Annotated in this window: 16 protein-coding genes; 13 read left to right on the forward strand and 3 right to left on the reverse strand. The window is 60.0% G+C overall.

The annotated features are described in order from the left end of the window. Positions 1–39: 39 nt before the first annotated feature. Entirely contained in the window at positions 40–1,143 is a 1,104-nt protein-coding gene (gene gbdR / locus H8B20_RS10040) for a choline metabolism transcriptional regulator GbdR (protein WP_007949927.1), read from the reverse strand. A gap of 565 nt (positions 1,144–1,708) precedes the next feature. After that, entirely contained in the window at positions 1,709–3,085 is a 1,377-nt protein-coding gene (locus H8B20_RS10045; RefSeq protein ID WP_210623055.1) for an L-serine ammonia-lyase, read from the reverse strand. Between H8B20_RS10045 and H8B20_RS10050 the strand changes: the two genes are divergently transcribed. From H8B20_RS10050 to choV, 4 genes are all read left to right on the forward strand, one after another. Then, complete coding sequence (locus tag H8B20_RS10050) at positions 3,048–3,314, forward strand: hypothetical protein (RefSeq protein ID WP_210623056.1); 267 nt, start codon at positions 3,048–3,050, stop codon at positions 3,312–3,314. The two genes, H8B20_RS10045 and H8B20_RS10050, sit on opposite strands and share 38 nt — an antisense overlap. Before the next feature lie 205 nt (positions 3,315–3,519). Continuing rightward, entirely contained in the window at positions 3,520–4,467 is a 948-nt protein-coding gene (locus tag H8B20_RS10055) for a choline ABC transporter substrate-binding protein (protein ID WP_042561471.1), read from the forward strand. Between the two features lie 66 nt (positions 4,468–4,533). Next, a complete protein-coding gene (gene choW, locus H8B20_RS10060; protein ID WP_210623057.1) occupies positions 4,534–5,379 on the forward strand; it encodes a choline ABC transporter permease subunit in 846 nt (281 codons plus the stop codon). Continuing rightward, positions 5,376–6,554 (forward strand): choline ABC transporter ATP-binding protein, encoded by a 1,179-nt coding sequence (choV, locus tag H8B20_RS10065; protein WP_042561473.1) that lies wholly within the window; start codon positions 5,376–5,378, stop codon positions 6,552–6,554. The genes choW and choV overlap by 4 nt, the downstream gene beginning before the upstream one ends. Positions 6,555–6,738: 184 nt before the next feature. Here the strand turns inward: choV and betT are convergent, their stop codons facing one another. Further along, positions 6,739–8,736: a choline BCCT transporter BetT gene (betT, locus tag H8B20_RS10070; RefSeq protein WP_042561474.1), complete on the reverse strand. Its 1,998-nt coding sequence runs from the start codon at positions 8,734–8,736 to the stop codon at positions 6,739–6,741. 429 nt (positions 8,737–9,165) lie between these two features. On the opposite strand from betT, the gene betI reads away from it, so the two are divergent. The 9 genes from betI (at position 9,166) to yccS (ending at position 23,042) form a co-directional block, all read left to right on the forward strand. Then, the gene (betI, locus tag H8B20_RS10075) at positions 9,166–9,759 is read left to right on the forward strand and encodes a transcriptional regulator BetI (RefSeq protein ID WP_042561476.1); all 594 of its coding nucleotides are present in this window, start codon (positions 9,166–9,168) and stop codon (positions 9,757–9,759) included. Between the two features lie 108 nt (positions 9,760–9,867). Next, the gene (gene betB / locus H8B20_RS10080; RefSeq protein WP_210623058.1) at positions 9,868–11,340 is read left to right on the forward strand and encodes a betaine-aldehyde dehydrogenase; all 1,473 of its coding nucleotides are present in this window, start codon (positions 9,868–9,870) and stop codon (positions 11,338–11,340) included. Positions 11,341–11,477: 137 nt separating this feature from the next. Beyond that, entirely contained in the window at positions 11,478–13,181 is a 1,704-nt protein-coding gene (betA, locus tag H8B20_RS10085) for a choline dehydrogenase (RefSeq protein ID WP_210623059.1), read from the forward strand. A 279-nt stretch (positions 13,182–13,460) separates the two neighbouring features. Next, positions 13,461–14,903 (forward strand): TldD/PmbA family protein, encoded by a 1,443-nt coding sequence (locus H8B20_RS10090; RefSeq protein ID WP_042561478.1) that lies wholly within the window; start codon positions 13,461–13,463, stop codon positions 14,901–14,903. Next, positions 14,903–16,240 (forward strand): TldD/PmbA family protein, encoded by a 1,338-nt coding sequence (locus H8B20_RS10095; protein ID WP_210623060.1) that lies wholly within the window; start codon positions 14,903–14,905, stop codon positions 16,238–16,240. Before H8B20_RS10090 ends, H8B20_RS10095 begins: the two co-directional genes overlap by 1 nt. A 140-nt stretch (positions 16,241–16,380) precedes the next feature. Further along, the gene (mdtD, locus tag H8B20_RS10100) at positions 16,381–17,808 is read left to right on the forward strand and encodes a multidrug transporter subunit MdtD (protein ID WP_042561480.1); all 1,428 of its coding nucleotides are present in this window, start codon (positions 16,381–16,383) and stop codon (positions 17,806–17,808) included. A 128-nt stretch (positions 17,809–17,936) separates the two neighbouring features. Continuing rightward, entirely contained in the window at positions 17,937–19,274 is a 1,338-nt protein-coding gene (gene dbpA, locus H8B20_RS10105; protein WP_230679722.1) for an ATP-dependent RNA helicase DbpA, read from the forward strand. Positions 19,275–19,416: 142 nt separating this feature from the next. Continuing rightward, positions 19,417–20,595, forward strand: coding sequence for a BaiN/RdsA family NAD(P)/FAD-dependent oxidoreductase (locus H8B20_RS10110; RefSeq protein ID WP_115147140.1), 1,179 nt, complete (start codon positions 19,417–19,419; stop codon positions 20,593–20,595). A 263-nt stretch (positions 20,596–20,858) separates the two neighbouring features. Next, positions 20,859–23,042: a YccS family putative transporter gene (gene yccS / locus H8B20_RS10115; RefSeq protein ID WP_210623061.1), complete on the forward strand. Its 2,184-nt coding sequence runs from the start codon at positions 20,859–20,861 to the stop codon at positions 23,040–23,042. The last annotated feature ends 146 nt before the right edge of the window (positions 23,043–23,188 follow it).

A 23,188-nucleotide genomic window follows, 5' to 3' on the forward strand; every position in this document is an offset into this window, starting at 1 on the left:
CTGTGGGAGCTGGCTTGCCAGCGATGAAAGCGCCTCGGTCTAGAGCCTTACACTGGCAAACGTCGACTCATTGCGCGCCTGGCTCAACGCCGACATCGGACCCGACAGCGGCGACATCACAATCGCTTGCGGCAGCGGCAGCATCGCCACTTGCTGGGTGGTGTTGGACCCTACGCGCTCGTCACGCGGCGGAATGCCGAAGTATTCGCGGTAGCACTTGGAGAAGTGCGGCGTCGACACAAAACCGCACACCGATGCCACTTCGATGATCGACATCGGCGTCTGCTTGAGCAATTGCCGGGCGCGAATCAGGCGCAGCTTGAGGTAGTAGCGCGACGGCGAACAGTGCAGGTATTTCTGGAACAGGCGCTCGAGCTGCCGACGCGACACGGCGACGTACACCGCCAGTTCATCAAGGTCGATTGGCTCTTCCAGATTGGCTTCCATCAGCGCGACGATTTCCTGCAATTTCGGCTGGTTGGTGCCGAGCATGTGCTTGAGCGGCACACGCTGGTGATCCTGCTCGTTGCGGATACGCTCGTAGACGAACATTTCCGAGATCGCGGCGGACAGCTCACGGCCGTGATCGCGGCTGATCAGGTGCAGCATCATGTCCAGCGGCGCGGTGCCGCCGGAGCTGGTGAAACGGTTGCGGTCGAGGGTGAACAAGCGGGTGCTCATCGCCACGCGAGGGAAAGCTTCCTGCATCGCCGCCAGACATTCCCAATGCACGCTGCAATCGAAACCGTCGAGCAGGCCGGCGCAGGCCAGGGCCCAACTGCCGGTGCACACGGCACCGAGACGCTTGGACTGACGCGCCTGGCTTTGCAGCCATGAGACGTGTTCACGGGTAACGGTGCGCTGGATGCCGATGCCACCGCAGACGATCACAGTGTCCAGCGGTGGTGCTTTGTGCATGGAGGCGTCAGGGGTGATTTGCAGACCGTCACTGGCCCACACCTGGCCGCCATCGACGGTGAGGGTGCTCCAGCGATACAGCTCGCGACCGGACAATTGGTTGGCCATGCGCAGAGGTTCAACTGCGGAGGCCAGAGAAATCAGCGTGAAATTGTCCAGCAGCAGAAAGCCGATGGATTGAGGCGCACGGTTCTGGGGTTGGGCCCCGGAGTTGAACGACGTCATCGCGGTATCTCCTCACACAAAGCGGGTGATGGCCTCAGGCGGAGGCTCTTGTTATTGCCGGCGTTCTCGCAGGGGAGACGGGCTTTGTTATGACAGAGCAATTGCCATGCCTAAAATTGAATGGCCGTTCAACAACTCCTGAAAACGACGTCGCGACGCGTCTATTCGAGACGTCCGACGAAGGGTATTTCGAAGTGCTATCGACGCCAGTGAAAGCCCTGCCCCGATGGGTGTGAGCATATCGGTAGCACTTGTGGGAACTGGCCTACGCACGGTTGCCGGGGAATGTCACCTAAGGCACGGGGGACGGACGGTAGGGATGCCGATTGCCTGTAACAGCTGGGAAAGACTCTTATCTGATTGCGACGCGCTAAAAGGTGGCGTGATTGATTAGCCGTGTTCACTTAGCGCGCAGTTTTGACTGGTCTGGCCCCTTCGCGAGCAGGCTCGCTCCCACAGTAGATCTCCAGTGAACACAAAAATGTATGAACGCCAGGTTCCAATGTGGGAGCGAGCTTGTCTCCGGGCGGCGTTCCGACGAAGAATTCACCTCGGTGGAGCTGACTCAGCACTCAACCGCGCTCACCGCCAAGCCACCGCGCGACGTTTCTTTATATTTGTCATGCATATCGGCGCCGGTATCGCGCATGGTGCGAATCACCCGGTCCAGCGAGATAAAGTGCTGCCCGTCGCCACGCAGCGCCATCTGCGCTGCATTGATTGCTTTCACCGCCGCAATCGCATTGCGCTCGATGCACGGCACTTGCACCAGACCACCTACCGGGTCGCACGTCAGCCCAAGGTTGTGTTCCAGGCCTATCTCCGCCGCATTGCACAGTTGCTCGGGTGTCGCGCCAAGAATCTCCGCCAGCCCCGCCGCCGCCATCGCGCACGCCGAGCCGACTTCGCCCTGACAGCCGACTTCAGCACCGGAGATCGACGCATTCTTCTTGCACAGAATCCCGACCGCCGCCGCACCGAGGAGGTAATCGACGACATTGGCGTCAGTCACCGCCTCGCTGAACTTCATAAAGTAGTGCAACACCGCCGGAATGATCCCCGCCGCGCCATTGGTCGGCGCCGTGACCATGCGCCCACCCGCGGCGTTCTCTTCATTCACGGCGAGGGCGAACAGGTTGACCCACTCCATTGCGCTCAGCGTCGAACCAATCACATTCGGCTTGCCCAGCTCCTGCAGGCTACGGTGCAACTTCGCCGCGCGGCGACGCACATTCAAACCGCCGGGCAGGATGCCCTCGTGCTTCAAGCCCTGTTCGACGCAATCCTGCATCGCCCGCCACAGCGTCATCAGCCCGGCGCGAATCTCTTCTTCACTGCGCCAGACCTTCTCGTTGGCCATCATCAATTCGGCAACGCGCAGGTTGTTCTTTTTGCACAGCTCCAGCAGTTCGACGGCGCTGGAAAAGTCATAAGGCAACTCGGTGCGATCCAGGTCAACCACACCGCTGGACGCCTGCGCCTCATCCACGACAAATCCACCACCGACTGAATAGTAGGTATCGCGATGCAACTCGCCGTGATCGCCTTCGGCAACCAGGGTCATGGCGTTGGGATGGAACGGCAGGTTTTCCTCGATCAGGCGCATGTCGCGGGCCCAGACAAACGGCACCGACAAGCGACCATCCAAGAGAAGTGTGTGGGTTTCACGCAAGGCCTGGATGCGCGGGCCGATCTGCGACGGATCGATCGCGTCCGGCCACTCGCCCATCAACCCCATGATCACCGCGTTGTCGCTGCCGTGACCGATACCCGTGGCCGACAGCGAACCGAAAAGCTGAACCTCAATGCGCCGCACCTGTTCCAACTGATGCCTGTCACGCAGCGACTCAACGAACAATGCCGCCGCGCGCATTGGCCCGACGGTGTGGGAACTGGAAGGGCCGATGCCGATTTTGAACAGGTCGAAAACGCTGATAGCCATTGCTGCAGAGCTCCTGAAGATGCTGATCCGGGGCGTTAAGCGCCCGCTGGCGGAGCTGCTACGCTCAAGCTGCGATCCGCCGGAATGCCCGCATCATCAGGCTTTTGATGGCTTGCACGGCGTCTGGCACCGACGCACTCATGTCCACGAACGCCGTACCGGTTTTCACGCCTGTTTGCGCCGTTTTTATGCAGTTCAGATGGCCAGACAGGGCAGAAAAAAGCTGTAAACGACGTCACTGACACTGGATGCGACCATCCCTGTACTGGATACGACCCCCCCTGTAGGCGTCAGATTTTCACTGGTACATGATCGTTATGACTCGATTGCAAGGCGACGTGGTAGAGCTGTCTCCAGAACGCCATCCAACCGCAACCCATAAGTGCGGTGGTCCAGTCGGAACACTGCCAAAAAAAACACCAAGGAGTCCATCCATGAAAGGTTCCCCGTCGTTGTTGTTGGCCGCCATGCTGAGTCTGCCGTTACTGGCGCAAGCTGCAGAACCGGCACAGTGCAGTACCGTAAATTTCTCCGATGTTGGCTGGACCGACATCACCGCCACCACCGCTACCACCTCCGTCGTCCTCAATGCCCTCGGCTACAAGACCAAGACCACCATGATCTCCGTACCCGTGACCTACAAGTCGCTGGCCGACGGCAAGAACATGGACGTGTTCCTCGGCAACTGGATGCCGACCATGGAAAACGACATCAAGGCCTACCGCGACGCCGGCACCGTGGAAACCGTGCGCACCAACCTCACCGGCGCCAAATACACCCTCGCCGTGCCGCAAGCCCTGTATGACAAAGGTCTGCATGACTTCGCCGACATCGCCAAATTCAAGAAAGAACTCGACGGCAAGATTTACGGCATCGAGCCTGGCAACGACGGCAACCGTCTGATCCAGAGCATGATCGACAAGGACGCCTTCGGCCTGAAAACCGCCGGGTTCAAAGTCGTCGAATCGTCTGAAGCGGGCATGCTCTCGCAGGTTGACCGCGCGTCGCGCCGTGGCACCGAGGTGGTGTTCCTCGGCTGGGCGCCGCACCCGATGAACAAGCGCTTCAAGATTCAATACCTGACCGGCGGCGACGAGTTCTTCGGCCCCGATTTCGGTGCGGCCACTGTAGCGACCAACACCCGCAAGGGTTACGCCACGGAATGCAGCAACGTCGGTCAGTTGCTGAAGAATCTGGAGTTCACCGTCGATATGGAAAGCGAACTGATGGGCAACATCCTCGACGACAAGATGAAGCCTGACGCGGCCGCCAAGGCCTGGCTGAAAAAGAATCCACAGGTGCTCGATACCTGGCTCGCTGGCGTGACCACCATTGACGGTAAGCCTGGCCTGGAGGCCGTGAAAGCCAAGTTAGCCCAGTAATCGCTTATGCCGGGCAGGTTCGCCTGCCCGGGCTGTTTATTTCCTTGCATGCGGACGTTCACTACCATGCTGATTGATCAGAAACTACCTTTAGGCCAGTACATCGCGGCATTCGTTGAATGGTTGACGCAACACGGCGCCAACACGTTCGACGCAATTGCCGTGACGCTGGAAACGATGATCCACGGCGTGACGTTTGCGCTGACCTGGTTCAACCCGCTGGTCTTGATCGGCCTCATCGCCCTGATTGCGCATCTGATCCAGCGCAAATGGGGGCTCACCGCTTTTGTAGTCGCTTCGTTTCTGCTGATCCTCAATCTGGGGTACTGGCAGGAAACCATGGAAACCCTCGCCCAGGTGTTGTTCGCCACCTTTGTCTGCGTGCTGATCGGTGTGCCGCTGGGCATCATCGCCGCGCACAAGCCGATGTTCTACACGGTGATGCGCCCGGTACTCGATCTGATGCAGACCGTACCGACCTTCGTTTACCTCATTCCTACCCTGACCCTCTTCGGGCTGGGTGTGGTGCCGGGCCTGATCTCCACGGTGGTATTCGCCATCGCGGCGCCCATCCGCCTGACCTACCTGGGCATCCGCGATGTCCCGCAAGAACTGATGGACGCCGGCAAGGCCTTCGGCTGCTCGCGTCGCCAATTGCTCTCACGGATCGAATTGCCTCACGCCATGCCGAGCATCGCTGCCGGCATCACTCAATGCATCATGCTGTCGTTGTCGATGGTGGTGATTGCGGCACTGGTGGGCGCCGACGGACTCGGCAAACCGGTGGTCAACGCACTGAACACTGCTGATATCGCCCTGGGCTTCGAAGCAGGCCTGGCGATCGTACTGCTGGCGATCATGCTCGACCGTATCTGCAAACAACCCGAAGCCAAAGTAGGGGGTGACGCATGAGCATAATTCGCTTCGAAGACGTCGACGTAATCTTCTCCAAAGACCCGCGCGAGGCACTCAAGCTGCTGGATCAGGGCATGACCCGCAACGAGATCCTGAAAAAGACCGGGCAAATCGTTGGTGTGGAAAAAGCCACGCTGGACATCAACAAAGGCGAAATCTGCGTGCTGATGGGCCTCTCGGGCTCCGGCAAGTCGAGCCTGCTGCGCTGCATCAACGGCCTCAACACCGTGAGCCGCGGCAAGCTGTTCGTCGAGCATGAAAACCGCCAGATCGACATCGCCTCCTGCACGCCTGCCGAACTGAAAATGATGCGCACCAAACGCATCGCCATGGTGTTCCAGAAATTCGCCTTGATGCCTTGGCTGACGGTGCGCGAGAACATCAGTTTCGGTCTGGAAATGCAGGGGCGCCCGGAGAAGGAACGCAAGAAACTGGTCGATGAAAAACTCGAACTGGTGGGCCTGACCCAATGGCGCAACAAAAAGCCTGACGAACTCTCCGGCGGCATGCAGCAACGTGTGGGCCTTGCCCGGGCGCTGGCCATGGATGCCGATATTCTGCTGATGGACGAACCGTTCTCGGCACTCGACCCGTTGATCCGCCAGGGTTTGCAGGATGAACTGCTGGAGCTGCAACGCAAGCTCAACAAGACCATCGTGTTTGTGAGTCACGACCTCGATGAGGCGCTCAAACTGGGTAGCCGCATCGCGATCATGAAGGACGGCCGGATCATTCAATACAGCGTGCCGGAAGAGATTGTGCTGAACCCGGCGGACGACTATGTGCGCACCTTCGTCGCGCACACCAATCCGCTCAACGTGCTGTGCGGTCGCAGCCTGATGCGCACGCTGGACAAGTGCAAACGCATCAACGGCTCGGTGTGTCTCGATCCGGGCGGCGATTCGTGGCTGGACCTGGCCGAAGGCAACACCATCAAAGGCGCGCGGCAGAACGGCGCGGCCCTCGACTTGCAGAATTGGGCACCGGGGCAAGCGGTGGAAGGACTGGAGCGCCGGCCGACGCTGGTCGACTCGAATATCGGCATGCGCGATGCGTTGCAGATTCGTTACCAGACCGGCAACAAACTGGTGCTGCACGATAACAATCATGTGGTGGGGATCTTGGGCGACAGCGAGCTGTATCACGCGTTGCTGGGCAAGAACCTGGGGTAAGCCCCGCAGACACAAAAAACGCCGCGAGAGGATCGCGGCGTTTTTGTTTGAGTGAAGATCAAGAGCTCGCAGCTTTCGGCAGCTCCTACAGGGGGATGCGATCAATGTAGGAGCTGCCGAAGGCTGCGATCTTTTAAAGGAGGCAACGCGGTGCTTCAGACAGAAACACCGCCTCCTTCATTACTTAGCTGTACACCCGGCCAAGGAGCTGCCGATGGCTTTCAAACTGATCGAGCACATCCCGCGTGATCTGATCCTGGGTGAAGCCCATCAGGTCGTAATCCTGGCTGCCGTTGTGCAGGTACACCTCGGCGCGGTAGTAGCGCTGGCGCGCCTCTTCAGAGTCCACAGATTCAGTCGGCGTCGCGAGGTAGCCCTCCAGGCTCACTTCATAAACGAAAGGGTTACCCTCTTCCATCTCGATGCGCACGCCCATGCAACGCTTGGATTTACCCAACAGCGTCTGTACTTCCAGACCCTGCGCACGCATTTGCGCGGCCGCGTCTTCCAGCGCCGGGCTGACTTGCTTGTCCATGAAACGCTGAACCACCGATTGGCTCGGCTGCAGATCCAGTTGCGTCAGACGCTCACTGAAACCACGACGACCACGCTCGGCCAGTTGCGCTTGCTCCTGTTCGATCTGCACGTCCTGACGCATCGCCTTGTGCAGGCCGAACATGAAGAACACCAGCACCACCGAGAACGGCAGACCGGCCAGCACCACCATGGTTTGCATGGCTTCGAAGTTACCGGCAAACAGCAGACCGATGGTCACCAGCGTGATAACTGCCGACCAGAAAATCCGCAGCCAGTGCGGCGCATCTTCGTCGACGTTGCCGCCCTTGCACGAAAGGTTGGCCATCATCACCGCACCGGAGTCGGCCGGGGTCAGGAACAGTACGAAGCCCACGAAGATCGACACACCAATGACAATCTTCGACGCCGGGTAATGCTCAAGCAGCTGATAGATCGCCATCGACGGCTGTTCCAGCGCCGTCTTGCCGAGCTCCACCGCCCCATGGTTCATCACCAGATCCAGTGCCGAGTTACCGAAAATCGACAACCAGGCCAGCGTGAAGCCCAGCGGAATCAGCAGCACACCGGCGACCAGTTCACGCACGGTCCGACCACGGGAAATCCGCGCGATGAACATGCCGACGAATGGGGCCCAGGAAATCCACCACGCCCAGTAGAACAGCGTCCACAGGCCCATCCAGCGTTCGGTTTTCTCGGCGCTGCCTTCATACACGTAGAGGTCGAAGGTTTTCAGCACGATGCCGTTGAGGTAGTCGCCGATGTTCTGCACGAAGCCATTGAGCAAGTGCAAGGTCGGGCCGAACAGCAGCACGAAAATCAGCAGACCGCTGAACAGCACGATGTTCAGGTTGGACAGACGGCGGATGCCGTTTTCCACGCCCGACACAGCCGCGATGGTCGCCACGGTGCTCATCACAATGATCACGATCAGCAGGTTGGTGTTGCTGTGTTCCATGCCGAACAGGTTTTCAAGGCCCGACGACACTTGCAGCGAACCAATCCCCAGGTTGGTCACCAGACCCAAAAGGGTCACGAACATGCCGAAGCCGTCCACCGCATGACCGGCCGCGCCTTTGACCCAACGCTCGCCTACCAGCGGATACAGCGCCGAACGCAGTGCCAGGGGCTGGTTATGACGATAAGCAAAGTACGCCACGGCCAGACCAACCAGTGCATAGATCGCCCAGCCGTGCAGGCCCCAGTGCAGGAAAGTCAGCTGTACAGCCTGACGCGCCGCCATGTTGGAGCCGGCAGTGCCTTCAGGCGGATTGAAGTAGTGATCCAGCGGTTCGGAGGCGCCGAAGTACAACAGCGAAATACCGATACCCGACGAGAACAGCATCCCCGCCCAGGCGCCGTAACTGAAATCAGGGGTGTCGTCCTTGCTGCCCAGTTTGAGTTTGCCGTAGGAAGAAAACGCCAGGCCCACCACAAACACCAGGTAAGCGGCGATCACCACCATGTAGTACCAGCCGAAGCTGCGCGACAACCAGGCCTGAGCCACACCCAACATCCTGCCGGCCTCTTGCGGGGCGATAATCAGAATGGCGGTCAACAACAGAATCAGCGCGGTAGAGGTGTAAAACACCCAACCGTTGACCGTCACCTTCTCGGGCGGGGTCTTTATTAGAGAGGCAGAACTCATGGCACAAATGCTCCAGGCAGTGCGAGAGAAGAACACAAGGCAACACGGAACCCGACCAATCGGTTAGTTGGCAGCCGACCGGCGGGTGATATAAAGACACCCCGAAAAAAGCCTGAACCTGCCGAAATGGCGCTGCGAATCGCTAGCGTGGCCGAAGATGTACGGACGTTCATCCGAAACCTGGCCCTGAGCGTCTTGCCCTTTCAACACGTCCTTCAAATAGCGAACCGCGCCATGCCCCATAAAGGTTTCGAGCATTTTCGGATGTCGGTTTTATCGCCACTTACACGTAGGAAAAAGCTGTAGGCAGCGACGATTTGTCGCAGATCTTATTCTTTGTTGATTGAACGTTCAATCAAAACAAAATAGACTGGCCCTCAATCCGATAAGCGTTATTCGCCCGTCGGAAGGCCTAAGGAGATGTGCAAGATGCCCAAGGTCGGTATGCAACCCATCCGCCGCCAACAACTGATCGAAGCCACTTTGCAGGCGGTCGATCAGGTCGGAATGGGGGACGCCAGCATTGCGCTGATCGCCCGTTTGGCCGGTGTCTCGAATGGCATCATCAGTCACTATTTTCAGGACAAGAATGGCCTGATTGCCGCCACGATGCGGTATCTGATGACCGCCCTCAGCGAGAGTGTCACCGCACGTCGTCAGGCGTTGGCAGATGACAGCCCACGGGCGCATCTGCAGGTGATCATCGAAGGCAACTTCGACGCCAGCCAGGTCAATGGCCCGGCAATGAAAACCTGGCTGGCCTTTTGGGCCACCAGCATGCACCAGCCGTCTTTGCACAGGTTGCAGCGGATCAACGATCACCGCTTGTATTCCAACCTGTGCTGCCAGTTCCGCCGTGTGTTGCCGCTCGAAGATGCGCGCAGCGCTGCCCGCGGTCTGGCAGCCCTCATTGACGGGTTGTGGTTGCGCGGCGCGCTGTCGGGAGACGCTTTCGACACAGCGCAGGCGCAACAGATCGCTTACGAATACATGGATTTCCAATTGGCCAAGCAGGTGAGCTAGAGCACTCGAAAAAAGCTCGGCCCCTGAACTGTCACCGATCAGCGATGCCACAGCTACATGGCTCACCCGGTGACCAACGCCAACCACTTATGCACTTGCGAGGACACTATGGCCCGTTTCGAACTGCAAAAACTCTATATCGATGGCGCTTACTCCGACGCCTCCAGCGACGCCACCTTCGAAGCCATCAACCCGGCAACTGGTGAAGTCCTCGCACAAGTACAACGTGCGACCAAAGAAGACGTCGAGCGCGCTGTGGTCAGCGCCGAAAAGGGCCAGAAAGTCTGGGCCGCGATGACCGCCATGGAGCGTTCGCGCATCCTGCGTCGTGCCGTCGACATCCTGCGCGAGCGCAACGATGAACTGGCTGCTCTGGAAACCCTGGACACCGGTAAAGCCTTCTCCGAAACCAAGTACGTCGACATCGTTACCGGCGCCGACGTGCTGGAATACTACGCAGGCCTGGTACCCGCCATCGAAGGCGAGCAGATCCCGCTGCGTGACACCGCATTCGTTTACACCCGTCGCGAGCCGCTGGGCGTTGTCGCCGGTATCGGCGCGTGGAACTACCCGATCCAGATCGCTCTGTGGAAATCCGCTCCAGCGCTGGCCGCCGGTAACGCGATGATCTTCAAGCCAAGCGAAGTCACCTCGCTGACCACCCTGAAACTGGCTGAAATCTACACCGCAGCCGGCGTTCCGGATGGCGTGTTCAACGTCCTGACCGGCAGCGGCCGTGAAGTCGGCACCTGGCTGACCGAACACCCGCGCATCGAGAAAATCTCCTTCACCGGCGGCACCGACACCGGCAAGAAAGTCATGGCCAGCGCTTCGGCATCGTCCCTGAAAGACGTGACCATGGAACTGGGTGGCAAGTCGCCGCTTATCATCTTCGACGACGCCGACCTCGATCGCGCCGCCGACACCGCGATGATGGCCAACTTCTACAGCTCGGGTCAGGTCTGCACCAACGGTACTCGCGTGTTCGTGCCGAGCCACCTGAAAGCTGCTTTCGAAGCCAAGATCGTTGAGCGCGTTGCGCGCATCCGCATCGGCAACCCGGAAGACGAAAACACCAACTTCGGTCCGCTGGTGAGCTTCGCGCACATGGAAAGCGTGCTGGGCTACATCGCCAAGGGTAAAGAACAAGGTGCCCGCGTCCTGTGCGGCGGCGAGCGTCTGACCGACGGCGAATTCGCCAAAGGCGCGTTCGTGGCGCCGACCGTGTTCACCGACTGCACCGACGACATGACCATCGTTCGTGAAGAAATCTTTGGCCCGGTCATGGCGATCCTGTCTTACGAGACCGAAGAAGAAGTGATCCGCCGTGCCAACGACACTGACTTCGGCTTGGCCGCCGGTGTCGTCACCAAAGACCTGAACCGCGCGCACCGCGTGATTCATCAGCTCGAAGCCGGTATCTGCTGGATCAACGCCTGGGGCGAGTCCGACGCAAAAATGCCGGTTGGCGGTTACAAGCAGTCGGGTGTTGGCCGTGAAAACGGGATCAGCTCTCTCAATAACTTCACGCGCATCAAGTCCGTGCAAGTCGAACTGGGCGATTACGCCTCAGTGTTCTGAGGAGCCACAAGCGGCAAGCTTTAAGCTGCAAGTAAAAGCAGTTTGGGCTTGCCGCCCTCCCCCGATTTCGAAGACACAGCTCGCTGCTTTTTCTTGCAGCTTGAAGCTTGTGACTTGTAGCTCCCCCAGGAGAATTTATGACTACAGAATACGACTACATCATCATAGGGGCCGGCTCTGCAGGTAACACACTTGCGACCCGTCTGACTGAAGACGAAGGCGTCACCGTTCTGCTGCTCGAAGCAGGCGGCCCGGATTATCGTCTCGACTTCCGTACGCAAATGCCGGCCGCACTGGCGTTCCCGCTGCAAGGTCGTCGCTACAACTGGGCTTACGAAACCGATCCAGAGCCACACATGGACGGTCGCCGGATGGAATGCGGTCGCGGCAAAGGCCTTGGCGGCTCTTCGCTGATCAACGGCATGTGCTACATCCGCGGCAACGCGATGGACTACGACAACTGGGCCAAGCTGCCGGGCCTTGAAGATTGGGATTACCTGAACTGCCTGCCGTATTTCCGCAAAGCGGAAACCCGTGACATCGGCCCGAACGATTACCACGGTGGCGAAGGCCCGGTCAGCGTGACCACGCCAAAGGCTGGCAACAACCCGCTGTTCCACGCGATGGTTGAAGCCGGCGTGCAGGCCGGTTACCCGCGTACCGAAGACTTGAACGGTTATCAGCAGGAAGGCTTCGGCCCGATGGACCGCACTGTAACGCCGAACGGCCGCCGTGCTTCCACCGCCCGTGGTTACCTCGATATCGCCAAAAAGCGTTCGACCCTGACCATCGTCACCCACGCCCTGACCGACAAGATCCTGTTCGAAGGCAAGCGTGCCATCGGCGTGCGATATCTGGTTGGCGACGCTGAAGAGCGCGTTGAAGCCAAAGCCCGCAAGGAAGTCCTGCTGTGCTCCGGCGCCATCGCCTCGCCGCAGGTTCTGCAGCGTTCCGGCGTAGGCCCGGCAAAACTGCTGGAAAGCCTCGACATCCCGGTCGTACACGATTTGCCGGGCGTCGGTGAAAACCTGCAGGATCACCTTGAGCTGTACCTGCAATATGCGTGCACCCAACCGGTTTCGCTGTACCCGTCGCTGCTCTGGTACAACCAGCCGGCCATCGGTGCCGAGTGGCTGTTCAACGGCACCGGCATCGGCGCCAGCAACCAGTTCGAGGCCGGCGGTTTCATCCGTTCGCGTCCGGAATTCGAATGGCCGAACATCCAGTACCACTTCCTGCCGGTAGCGATTAACTACAACGGCAGCAACGGTGTGAAAGAGCACGGTTTCCAGGCGCACATGGGTTCCATGCGTTCGCCGAGCCGTGGCCGCATCCAGGTGAAGTCCAAGGATCCGCGTCAGCACCCGAGCATCCTGTTCAACTACATGGCCACCGAGCAAGACTGGCAGGAATTCCGTGACGGCATCCGCCTGACCCGTGAAATCATGCAACAGCCGGCGCTGGATCAATACCGTGGCCGTGAAATCAGCCCGGGTATCGACGTGCAAACTGATGAGCAGCTGGACAAGTTCATCCGCGAACACGCCGAAACCGCGTTCCACCCGTCCTGCTCGTGCAAGATGGGCACCGACGAGATGGCTGTGGTCGATGGCGAAGGCCGCGTGCATGGCATGCAGGGTCTGCGGGTGGTCGATGCGTCGATCATGCCGATCATCACCACCGGCAACCTGAACGCGCCGACGATCATGATCGCCGAGAAAATCGCCGACAAGATCCGTGGCCGCAAGCCGCTGCCGCGCAGCACCGCCGACTACTACGTAGCGGGCGATGCGCCGGTGAAGGGCAAGCCGATGCGTGATATCACGCCTGTTGCTCAGTAATACTTGATACCGCGTCACGGCTAATCGCTGGCAAGCCAGCTCCCACAGGGTTTTGCGTCGTTCACACCTATTGTGTTCAGCAAAAAACCTGTGGGAGCCTGGCTTGCCAGCGATGGGGCCCTCACATTCAGCACAAATTCTCCCGCTGCACAGTAAAACCTCCTACCCCCCCTCTTCACTTGATCCTACCCCCACGCAGGCCTACTCTAGACCTCGCGCAATCGTTTCACCCCTCCCCGCCGTCGCTTTACCGCTTCCCCCTAACAAGGAGGTTCCCGAATGTTCGATTTCCACCCCCAGCTCAAGCAGCGCTTCGCTGCCTTGCGCACGGGCGCCGAGTTCTTTTCCCTGCGGTATGTACGCGAGTCCGGCCAATACCTGTCGGTGCGCAAGAACGTTGCCGAGCCGCCGAGCCTGAGCCGCGACGAAGGTGCGATGCTCACGGTGCGGGTTAACGGCGTCGAAGCCTACGCTGCGACCAATGACCTCTCGCAACGGGGCCTGCAAGCCGCCCTTGAGCGCGCCGAACAGCAGGCCCGGCGGCTCAAGCCCCACGCCTTGCTCGACCTGCGTGATCAAGCGGTTTCCAGCGACCGCGCGGATTACTTTTCGCCCAATCTCGAACAACCCTTCCCGTCCCTGAGCGAATGCTTTGAGCTGCTCGGCGCGGAATCCGCCTCGGTGCCAAAGGATGAGCGCCTGGTGAATTGGGAAGTCAGCATTGGCATCACCCATGTCGAACAGATCTACCTGAGCAGCGCCGGCGCCGAATTGCGCCAGGCCCAGCGCTTCGTCTACCCAAGCCTCGACGTCACCGCCTACGATGGCAACGACAGCCAGACTCGCAGCCTCGGCCGCGAAAACTTTGGCCAACAGGGTGGCGCAGACGTGATCAGTCGTTGCGGGCTGATCGGTGCCGGTCCGCTGGTCGCCGATCAGGCGCTGCAACTGTTGCTCGCGCCAAACACTCCACAAGGCCCGCGCGATCTGCTGTTGATGCCTGACCAGATGATGCTGCAAATCCACGAATCCATCGGTCACCCGCTGGAGCTCGACCGCATCCTAGGCGATGAACGTAATTACGCCGGTACCAGCTTCGTCAAAGCATCTGACTTCGGCAGCCTGCAATACGGCTCGAAACTGCTCAACGTGACGTTCGATCCAGGCATCCCCGAGGAACTCGCCAGCTACGGCCATGACGACGACGGCACCAAAGCCAGCAAACAATTCCTGATTCGTGATGGCCTGCTGCTGCGCCCACTCGGCGGTGCGCTGTCGCAGTTCCGTGCCGGGATGGATGGCGTCGCCAACAGCCGCGCCTGCGGCTGGAACCGTCCACCGATCGATCGCATGGCCAACCTCAACATCGAGCCGGGCGATCAGCCGCTGAACAAACTCATCGAAAGCATCGAAAACGGCATCCTGATGAGCACCAACCGCTCATGGTCGATTGACGATGCGCGCAACAAATTCCAGTTCGGCTGTGAATGGGGCCAGTTGATCGAAAACGGCGAACTCAAAGGCGTGGTCAAAAATCCCAACTATCGGGCGATTTCCGCGCACTTCTGGAAAAGCCTGCGCGCCGTCGGCGATGCCAACACCGTCAAGGTGCTCGGCACGCCGAACTGCGGCAAGGGCGAACCGAACCAGGTGATCCGCGTCGGCCACGCTTCGCCGGCCTGCGTATTCAGCAACGTTGATGTATTTGGGGGAGACGCCTGATGAGCATTTCGAAGAGTCAGTCCGACGCCTTCAAGGACATGGTCAATTGGCTGCGCGACAGCGTCCGCGAGCCGGAACAGTTCACCCTCAGCTACGCCGCTGAATCTTCGGCGTTCGTGCGTTTCAATCACGCCAAGGTGCGCCAGGCCGGGCAGGTGCAGCAAGCCAACATCGTCCTGAAACTGATCAACGATGGTCGCCACGCCGACCTGCAAGTCACCCTCTCCGGCGATCAGGAAGGCGATCTGCAGCGGCTGGCCGAAGGCCTGCAACAACTGCGCGAAACCCTGCCGCTGCTGCCGCAGGATCCGTATCTGCTGCTCAACCACAATGGCTGGCAGAGCAGTAAAGTGCAGGATCATCCGCTGCCGGATACCGAGCAAGTGGTCGATGAAATCTGCGCCGCCGCTGAAGGTCTGGATCTGGTTGGTTTCTATGCCGCAGGCCCGATCAGCCGTGGTTTCGCCAGTTCCTCAGGCGCGTTTGGCTGGCATCAGGCCAACAGTTTCAATTTCGACTTCAGCCTGTTCCACGAAAATGGTGAAGCGGTGAAAGCCAGCTACGCCGGGCACGACTGGAGCAGCGAAGACTTCGCCAAACGCTTCCGGCAGGCTCGCGAACAACTGGAGTTTCTCGGTCGCCCACTGCGCACCTTGCCGCCAGGACAATACCGCGCTTATCTGGCGCCAGCCGCGCTGGAAGAAATCATGGGCATGCTGAGCTGGGGCGGCTTCTCCGCGCAGTCGATTGCCAGCAAAAGCAGCCCGTTGCAAAAACTGTATGTCGGCGATCAGGCTTTCAGTCCGCTGGTATCGCTGGATGAAAAAGTCAGCGATTCGCTGAGTCCGGCGTTTTCCGGCGAGGGTTATCCGCGCAGTGATTTGCGCCTGATCGTCGAGGGCAAGGCTGGAGATCAGTTGGTCGGTTCGCGCAGCGCGGCCGAGTATGGTCTGACGGCCAATGGTGCCAGCGGTGGTGAATCACCCAGTGCGCTGAACATGGCCGCCGGGGATTTGCCACAAGCGCAAATCCTCAAGCAGTTGGGCACCGGGCTGTACATCAGCAACCTGTGGTACCTGAACTTCTCGGATCAACCGGCGGCACGCATGACCGGCATGACCCGCTTTGCGACATTCTGGGTCGAAAACGGCGAGATTCAGGCGCCGGTCAGCACCATGCGATTCGACGACAGCGCCTACAGCCTGCTGGGTTCGCAGCTGGAAGCGTTGACGGCCGAGCGGGAGTTGCTGCTGTCGGCGAGCACGTATAGCCAGCGCAATACGTCGTCAGCATTGCTGCCGGGGGCGCTGGTGAGCCGACTGACTTTAACCTTGTAACACCGCAGCACCTGTGGGAGCTGGCTTGCCAGCGATGAGGACGGCAGATTCAACATCGTGCTCGTCTGAAAGTCCGCCATCGCTGGCAAGCCAGCTCCCACAGGTTCGCATTCCGCCTGACCCATACTCTCAGAGGTCCCATGCCCGACCGCCCGCCTCTCGACGCCATTACCGCACGCTGGTTGCCGTGGGTCGTCGCCATTGCGTTCTTCATGCAGTCCCTCGACGGGACCATCCTCAACACCGCCCTGCCGGCCATGGCCCGGGATCTGGCCGAAGACCCCTTGCGCATGCAGGGCGTGGTCATCGCCTACATGCTCACCGTGGCCCTGCTGATCCCCGCTTCCGGCTGGATCGCCGACCGTTTCGGCACCAAGAAAATCTTCTTCGGCGCGATCCTGCTGTTCAGCATCGGCTCGCTGCTCTGTGCACTGTCGAGCACCCTGAGCATGCTGATCGGCGCCCGGGTGATTCAGGGCCTGGGTGGTGCATTGATGTTGCCGGTCGGGCGACTGGTGGTCTTGCGCGCTTATCCGCGTTCCGAGCTGGTGCGGATCATGGGGTTCATCACCATTCCCGGATTACTCGGCCCGCTGCTCGGCCCGACCATGGGCGGCTGGATGGTCGAATACCTGACGTGGCACTGGATCTTCCTGATCAACCTTCCGGTCGGCGTCATCGGCTGCTACGCGGTGTGGAAATTCATCCCCGACCTGCGCGGCACCGAACGCACGCGTTTCGACAGCCTCGGTTTCCTGTTGTTTGGCGCAGCGATGATTCTGATCACCATCGCCATGGAAGGCCTCGGCGAATTGCATCTGCCGCACTTGCGCGTGATGTTGCTGCTGTTCGGTGGCTTCGCCTGTCTGGCCGCGTACTGGCTGCGCGCCGGGCATATCGAAAACCCGCTGTTCTCCCCGTCGCTCTTCAAGACCCGCACGTTTGCCGTCGGCATTCTCGGCAACCTGTTCGCCCGTCTGGGCAGCGGCGCCCTGCCGTTTCTGGTGCCGTTGCTGCTGCAAGTGGCGCTGGGTTACTCACCGTCGCAAGCGGGGATGAGCATGTTGCCACTGGCCGCTGCGGCGATGATCGCCAAGTGGGTCGCGCGACCGCTGATCGAACGCCTCGGCTATCGCATCGTCCTCACCGGCAACACGCTGCTGCTGGGGATCATGCTGGCCAGCATGGGCCTGGTCAGCGAACAGACGCCGTACTGGCTGCTGCTGTGCCTGCTGGCGGTTCTCGGCGCGATCAACTCGCTGCAATTCACCGCGATGAACACCGTGACCCTGATCGACCTCGACGACGCCAGTGCCAGCAGCGGCAACAGTTTGCTGTCGGTGGTCGCGCAGTTGTCGCTGAGTCTGGGGGTTGCCTGCGCCGGTGCCTTGTTGGGCGGGTTTACCGCCGAGGTCGGCAACGACGGTGTCGAGACGGTGCTGGGCGCATTCCAGTTGACCTTCGTGACCGTCGGGATCATGGCGATGCTGGCCGCGACGATTTTCTCGCAACTGTCGAAAGAAGACGGAAGGCGCGCAAAAAGGCCGGAAGAACACATCGAACATTAAGCGCTGTTCGTCCAGAACTTTCGAGAAAAGTGGCACGGGGCTGCTACACTGCGCGACATTTTGTTTTGCAGGCCCGTCCCGTGACCACCATCGCCACCGCTTTTAACACTCTGCCGCTGTCCGCTGCCATGCTGGCTAACCTCGAATCACTCGGTTATGCGCAGATGACGCCGATCCAGGCGCAGAGCTTGCCGGTGATCCTCAAGGGGATGGACCTGATTGCCCAGGCCAAGACCGGCAGCGGCAAGACCGCTGCGTTCGGCATCGGCCTGCTCAACCCGATCAACCCGCGCTACTTCGGTTGCCAGGCGCTGGTGATCTGCCCGACGCGCGAGTTGGCCGACCAGGTGGCCAAGGAAATCCGTCGCCTGGCCCGTGCCGAAGACAACATCAAGGTCCTGACCCTGTGCGGCGGCGTGTCGTTCGGCCCGCAGATCGCTTCGCTGGAACACGGCGCGCACATCATCGTCGGCACCCCGGGACGCATCCAGCAGCACTTGCGCAAAGGTTCGCTGGTACTCGATGGCCTGAACACGCTGATCCTCGACGAAGCCGACCGCATGCTCGACATGGGGTTCTACGACGCCATCGAAGACATCATCGTCAAAACCCCTGAGCGTCGTCAGACCTTGCTGTTCTCGGCAACTTACCCGGTGGGCATCAAGCAGCTTGCGTCGAAGTTCATGCGCGATCCGCAAACGGTGAAAGCCGAAGCGTTCCACGATGACACCCAGATCGAGCAGCGCTTCTACGAGATTTCCCCGGAAGAGCGCATGAGCGCGGTGACCAAGGTCCTGCACCACTTCCGTCCGGCATCCTGCGTGGCGTTCTGCTTCACCAAGCAGCAAGTGCAGGAAACCGTTGACCACCTGACGGCCAAAGGCATCTCCGCCGTCGGCCTGCACGGTGATCTGGAACAGCGTGACCGCGACCAGGTGCTGGCGATGTTCGCCAACCGCAGTACTTCGGTACTGGTTGCCACCGACGTTGCCGCCCGTGGTCTGGACATTGATGCGCTGGACATGGTGATCAACGTCGAACTGGCGCGCGATTCGGAAATCCACATTCACCGCGTTGGCCGTACCGGTCGTGCGGGCGAGAAAGGCATTGCCATCAGCCTGGTTGCACCGAGCGAAGCGCACCGCGCGCAAGCCATCGAGCAACTGCAAAAGTCGCCGCTGAACTGGGATCAGGTAGACAACCTCAAGTCCCAGGGCCTTGCTCCGCTGCAGCCGCCGATGACCACCCTGTGCATCGGTGCCGGCCGTAAAGACAAAGTGCGTCCGGGCGACATTCTTGGCGCATTGACTGGCGATGCCGGCATTCCGGGCGCACAGGTCGGCAAAATCGCGATCTTCGACTTCCAGGCGTATGTGGCCGTGGAACGTACCGTGGCCATGCAAGCCTTGCAGCGCCTGAACGACGGCAAGATCAAGGGCCGTTCGCTGCGCGTGCGTATCCTGTAAAAACAACGTACTCCCCTGTGGGAGCGAGCCTGCTCGCGAAGGCAATCTGTCAGCCAACATCAATGTTGAATGGCATACCGCTTTCGCGAGCAGGCTCGCTCCCACAATTGGTTTTGTGGTGACATTTTCAGAGGACACCGTTTTGCGCTCTACCGAAGTCGTGATCATTGGCGCTGGCGCCGCGGGTTTGATGTGTGCACTGACCGCCGCCGGGCGCGGCCGTCAGGTATTGCTGCTCGACCATGCGAACAAGGCTGGCAAGAAAATCCTGATGTCGGGCGGTGGCCGCTGCAATTTCACCAACATGTACACCGAACCGAGCAATTTCCTCTCGCAGAACGCGCACTTCTGCAAATCCGCACTGGCGCGCTACACCCAGTGGGATTTCATCGGCATGGTCGGCAAGCACGCCGTGCCGTATCACGAGAAGAAGCTCGGTCAGCTGTTCTGCGATAACAAATCCAGCGACATCCTCGAAATGCTCCTCACCGAATGTGATCAGGTCGGCGTCGAGCTGCACCTCGACACCTCGATCCAGACGATCGAGAAAGTCGAAAGCGGTTACCTGCTCGACACCACCCTCGGCCAGATCCAGTGCCAGTCGCTGGTGATCGCCACCGGCGGTCTGTCGATCCCGACGTTGGGCGCCACCGGTTTCGGCTACCAGGTCGCCAAACAGTTCGGTCACGAACTCCTGCCGACCCGCGCCGGGCTGGTGCCGTTCACCATCACCGATCAGCTCAAGGAACTGTGCACAGAGTTGTCCGGTACGTCGGTGGATTGCCTGGTCAGCTGCAACGATCAGAGTTTTCGCGAGAACATCCTGTTCACTCACCGCGGCCTCAGCGGCCCGGCGATTTTGCAGATCTCCTCGTTCTGGGAATCCGGCGACACGGTGGAGATCAACCTGCTGCCGGATCACGACGCCGCCAGCTGGCTGCAACAGCAAGTGGCCGAGCGTCCGAACAGCGAGCTGAAAACGCTGCTCGGTGAGATCTTCACCAAGAAGATGGCCAATCTGCTGGCGGATAACTGGTTCGTGTCCAAGCCGATGAAGCAGTACACCCATGCGGAACTGGCTGAGATCGCCGAGAAGCTGGGCAGCTGGAAAGTCGTGCCGGCAGGCACTGAAGGTTATCGCACGGCCGAAGTGACACTGGGTGGTGTGGACACGCGCGAAGTGTCGTCCAAGACCATGGAATCGCTGAAAAGCCCGGGCCTGTATTTTGTCGGCGAAGTGCTCGACGTCACCGGGCATTTGGGCGGTTTCAACTTTCAGTGGGCCTGGGCATCGGGTTACGCGGCTGCGCAGTACGTTTGATCCACGTCTTTCAAATTTGAAATGCAATCCCTGTGGGAGCTGGCTTGCCAGCGATGAGGCCGGCAGATCCAACATCATTGTTGACTGTCAGGCAGCCATCGCTGGCAAGCCAGCTCCCACAGGGTTATATGCCAGCCATGAATTTGAGTTCGTCATAAAAGCAGTAAGGAACACTTTTTGCTGTCAGATGTGATCGGCGCCATTGCGTCGGCGTCATTACTGGCTCAATTTAGCGGCATCGCCTCGGAAGGCCTTCGCACTTCATGTCCTCGACTTCGTTTCGTCAGTCTTTGCGGCGCCTGTGGGCGCTGGATAAATTCAGTTATAGCGTGCGGGTGTTCATCGCCCTGACCGGCAGCATGGCGCTGTGCTGGTATCAGGATGAAATGGGCCTGCTGATCCCGTTGTTCCTGGGGATTATCGCCAGCGCCCTGGCCGAGACCGACGACAGTTGGCAGGGTCGCCTCAACGCACTCGCCGTGACGCTGGTGTGTTTCAGCATCGCCGCACTGTCGGTGGAACTGCTCTTCCCCTACCCCATCATCTTTGCGATAGCGCTGGCGTTGGCCAGTTTCGGCCTGACCATGCTCGGGGCGCTGGGCGAGCGTTATGGGGCGATTGCCTCGGCAACCCTGATTCTTTCCGTGTACACGATGATCGGCGTCGACCAGCGCGGCGGCGCAGTGCTCGATTTCTGGCATGAACCGATGCTGCTGGTGGCTGGCGCCGCGTGGTACGGCTTGCTTTCTGTGCTGTGGCAGGCGCTGTTTTCCAACCAGCCGGTGCAACAGAGTCTGGCGCGGTTGTTCCGTGAATTGGGTTTTTACCTGAAGCTGAAATCTTCGCTGTTCGAGCCGATCCGGCAGATGGACGTCGAGGCCCGACGCCTGGAACTGGCGCAGCAGAATGGTCGCGTGGTGGCGGCACTGAACAGCGCCAAGGAAATCATCCTGCATCGGGTCGGCAACGGTCGCCCCGGCTCGAAAGTCAGCCGTTACCTGAAGCTGTACTTCCTCGCCCAAGACATCCACGAACGCGCCAGCTCTTCGCACTATCCGTACAACGCGCTGGCCGATGCATTTTTCCACAGCGACGTACTGTTCCGCTGCCAGCGCCTGCTGCGCCAGCAGGGTAAAGCCTGCCGCGCGCTGGCCGAATCGATCCAGATGCGTCAGCCGTTCATTTACGACGCCAGTTTTGCCGAAGCCCTGAGCGACCTCGACGCCTCCCTCGAACACCTGCGCATCCAGAGCAACCCGGCATGGCGCGGCCTGCTGCGCTCACTGCGTGCACTGGCGGCCAACCTTGGCACCCTCGACCGTTTGCTCAGCGATGCGAGCAACCCCGATGCCTTGGCCGACGCCACCGACAGCAGCCTGCTCGACCGTTCGCCGCGCAACTTCAAGGACGTGTGGATTCGCTTGCGCACACAACTGACACCGACCTCTTTGCTGTTCCGGCATGCGCTGCGTCTGCCGCTGGCCTTGAGCATCGGCTACGGCATGGTGCATTTGATTCACCCGTCGCAAGGCTACTGGATCATCCTCACCACGCTGTTCGTCTGCCAGCCGAACTACGGCGCGACGCGGCGTAAACTCGGCCAGCGGATTCTCGGTACTGCCATCGGCCTGACCGTGGCGTGGGCGTTGTTCGATCTGTTCCCAAGTCCGCTGGTGCAATCGTGCTTCGCCATCGCCGCCGGGGTCGTGTTCTTTACCAACCGCACCACTCGCTACACCCTGGCGACCGCCGCGATCACCATCATGGTGCTGTTCTGCTTCAATCAGGTCGGCGACGGTTACGGGCTGTTCCTGCCGCGACTGTTCGATACCTTGCTCGGCAGCCTTATCGCCGGTCTGACGGTGTTCCTGTTCCTGCCGGACTGGCAAGGCCGGCGCCTGAACAAAGTGCTGGCCAACACCCTGACCTGCAACAGCATCTACCTGCGCCAGATCATGCAGCAATACGCGGCGGGCAAGAGTGACGACCTCGCCTATCGCCTGGCCCGACGCAACGCACACAACGCTGATGCAGCGCTGTCGACGACGCTGGCGAACATGCTCATGGAGCCTGGGCATTTTCGTAAGGAAGCGGATGTCGGTTTCCGTTTTCTGGTGCTGTCGCACACCTTGCTCAGCTATCTGTCAGGGCTGGGTGCGCACCGCGAAACCCAGTTGCCCGCGGATGTGCGTGAGCAGTTGATCGAAGGCGCCGGGGTGAAACTGGCGGCGAGCATCGATGAAATCGCCCAAGGCCTGGCGAGCAAACAACCGATTGCGATTCAAAGTGACGAAGAAGAAGCGCTGGCCAATGAGCTGGAGCAGATGCCGGATGAAATCGATGAAGGGCAGCGACTGGTGCAGACACAACTGGCGCTAATCTGCCGACAGTTGGGGCCGTTGCGGACGTTGGCGGCGCATTTGATCAAGGATACCTCTGAAGCTTGAGTTGGCCCGACTGGCCCCATCGCTGGCAAGCCAGCTCCCACAGTGGGTAGGGTTGATTCACAAAATTGTGCTTCACCAAAGAACCCTGTGGGAGCTGGCTTGCCAGCGATGAGGCCCTCAGCAACAACACAACTCCGGGATCAGAA

It is taken from the genome of Pseudomonas sp. P42, assembly GCF_017973755.1.
GTDB lineage: Bacteria > Pseudomonadota > Gammaproteobacteria > Pseudomonadales > Pseudomonadaceae > Aquipseudomonas > Aquipseudomonas iridis.

Excerpts from the sequence above, each read along its gene's own strand:
- H8B20_RS10050 (WP_210623056.1), top strand. The coding sequence starts at position 3,048 with ATGCCGATTTTGAACAGGTCGAAAACGCTGATAGCCATTGCTGCAGAG.
- H8B20_RS10090 (WP_042561478.1), top strand. The coding sequence starts at position 13,461 with ATGTTCGATTTCCACCCCCAGCTCAAGCAGCGCTTCGCTGCCTTGCGC.
- H8B20_RS10055 (WP_042561471.1), top strand. The coding sequence starts at position 3,520 with ATGAAAGGTTCCCCGTCGTTGTTGTTGGCCGCCATGCTGAGTCTGCCG.
- yccS (WP_210623061.1), top strand. The coding sequence starts at position 20,859 with ATGTCCTCGACTTCGTTTCGTCAGTCTTTGCGGCGCCTGTGGGCGCTG.
- dbpA (WP_230679722.1), top strand. The coding sequence starts at position 17,937 with ATGCTGGCTAACCTCGAATCACTCGGTTATGCGCAGATGACGCCGATC.
- mdtD (WP_042561480.1), top strand. The coding sequence starts at position 16,381 with ATGCCCGACCGCCCGCCTCTCGACGCCATTACCGCACGCTGGTTGCCG.
- betT (WP_042561474.1), bottom strand. The coding sequence starts at position 8,736 with ATGAGTTCTGCCTCTCTAATAAAGACCCCGCCCGAGAAGGTGACGGTC.
- choV (WP_042561473.1), top strand. The coding sequence starts at position 5,376 with ATGAGCATAATTCGCTTCGAAGACGTCGACGTAATCTTCTCCAAAGAC.
- betB (WP_210623058.1), top strand. The coding sequence starts at position 9,868 with ATGGCCCGTTTCGAACTGCAAAAACTCTATATCGATGGCGCTTACTCC.
- H8B20_RS10095 (WP_210623060.1), top strand. The coding sequence starts at position 14,903 with ATGAGCATTTCGAAGAGTCAGTCCGACGCCTTCAAGGACATGGTCAAT.
- H8B20_RS10045 (WP_210623055.1), bottom strand. The coding sequence starts at position 3,085 with ATGGCTATCAGCGTTTTCGACCTGTTCAAAATCGGCATCGGCCCTTCC.
- gbdR (WP_007949927.1), bottom strand. The coding sequence starts at position 1,143 with ATGACGTCGTTCAACTCCGGGGCCCAACCCCAGAACCGTGCGCCTCAA.
- betI (WP_042561476.1), top strand. The coding sequence starts at position 9,166 with ATGCCCAAGGTCGGTATGCAACCCATCCGCCGCCAACAACTGATCGAA.
- betA (WP_210623059.1), top strand. The coding sequence starts at position 11,478 with ATGACTACAGAATACGACTACATCATCATAGGGGCCGGCTCTGCAGGT.
- choW (WP_210623057.1), top strand. The coding sequence starts at position 4,534 with ATGCTGATTGATCAGAAACTACCTTTAGGCCAGTACATCGCGGCATTC.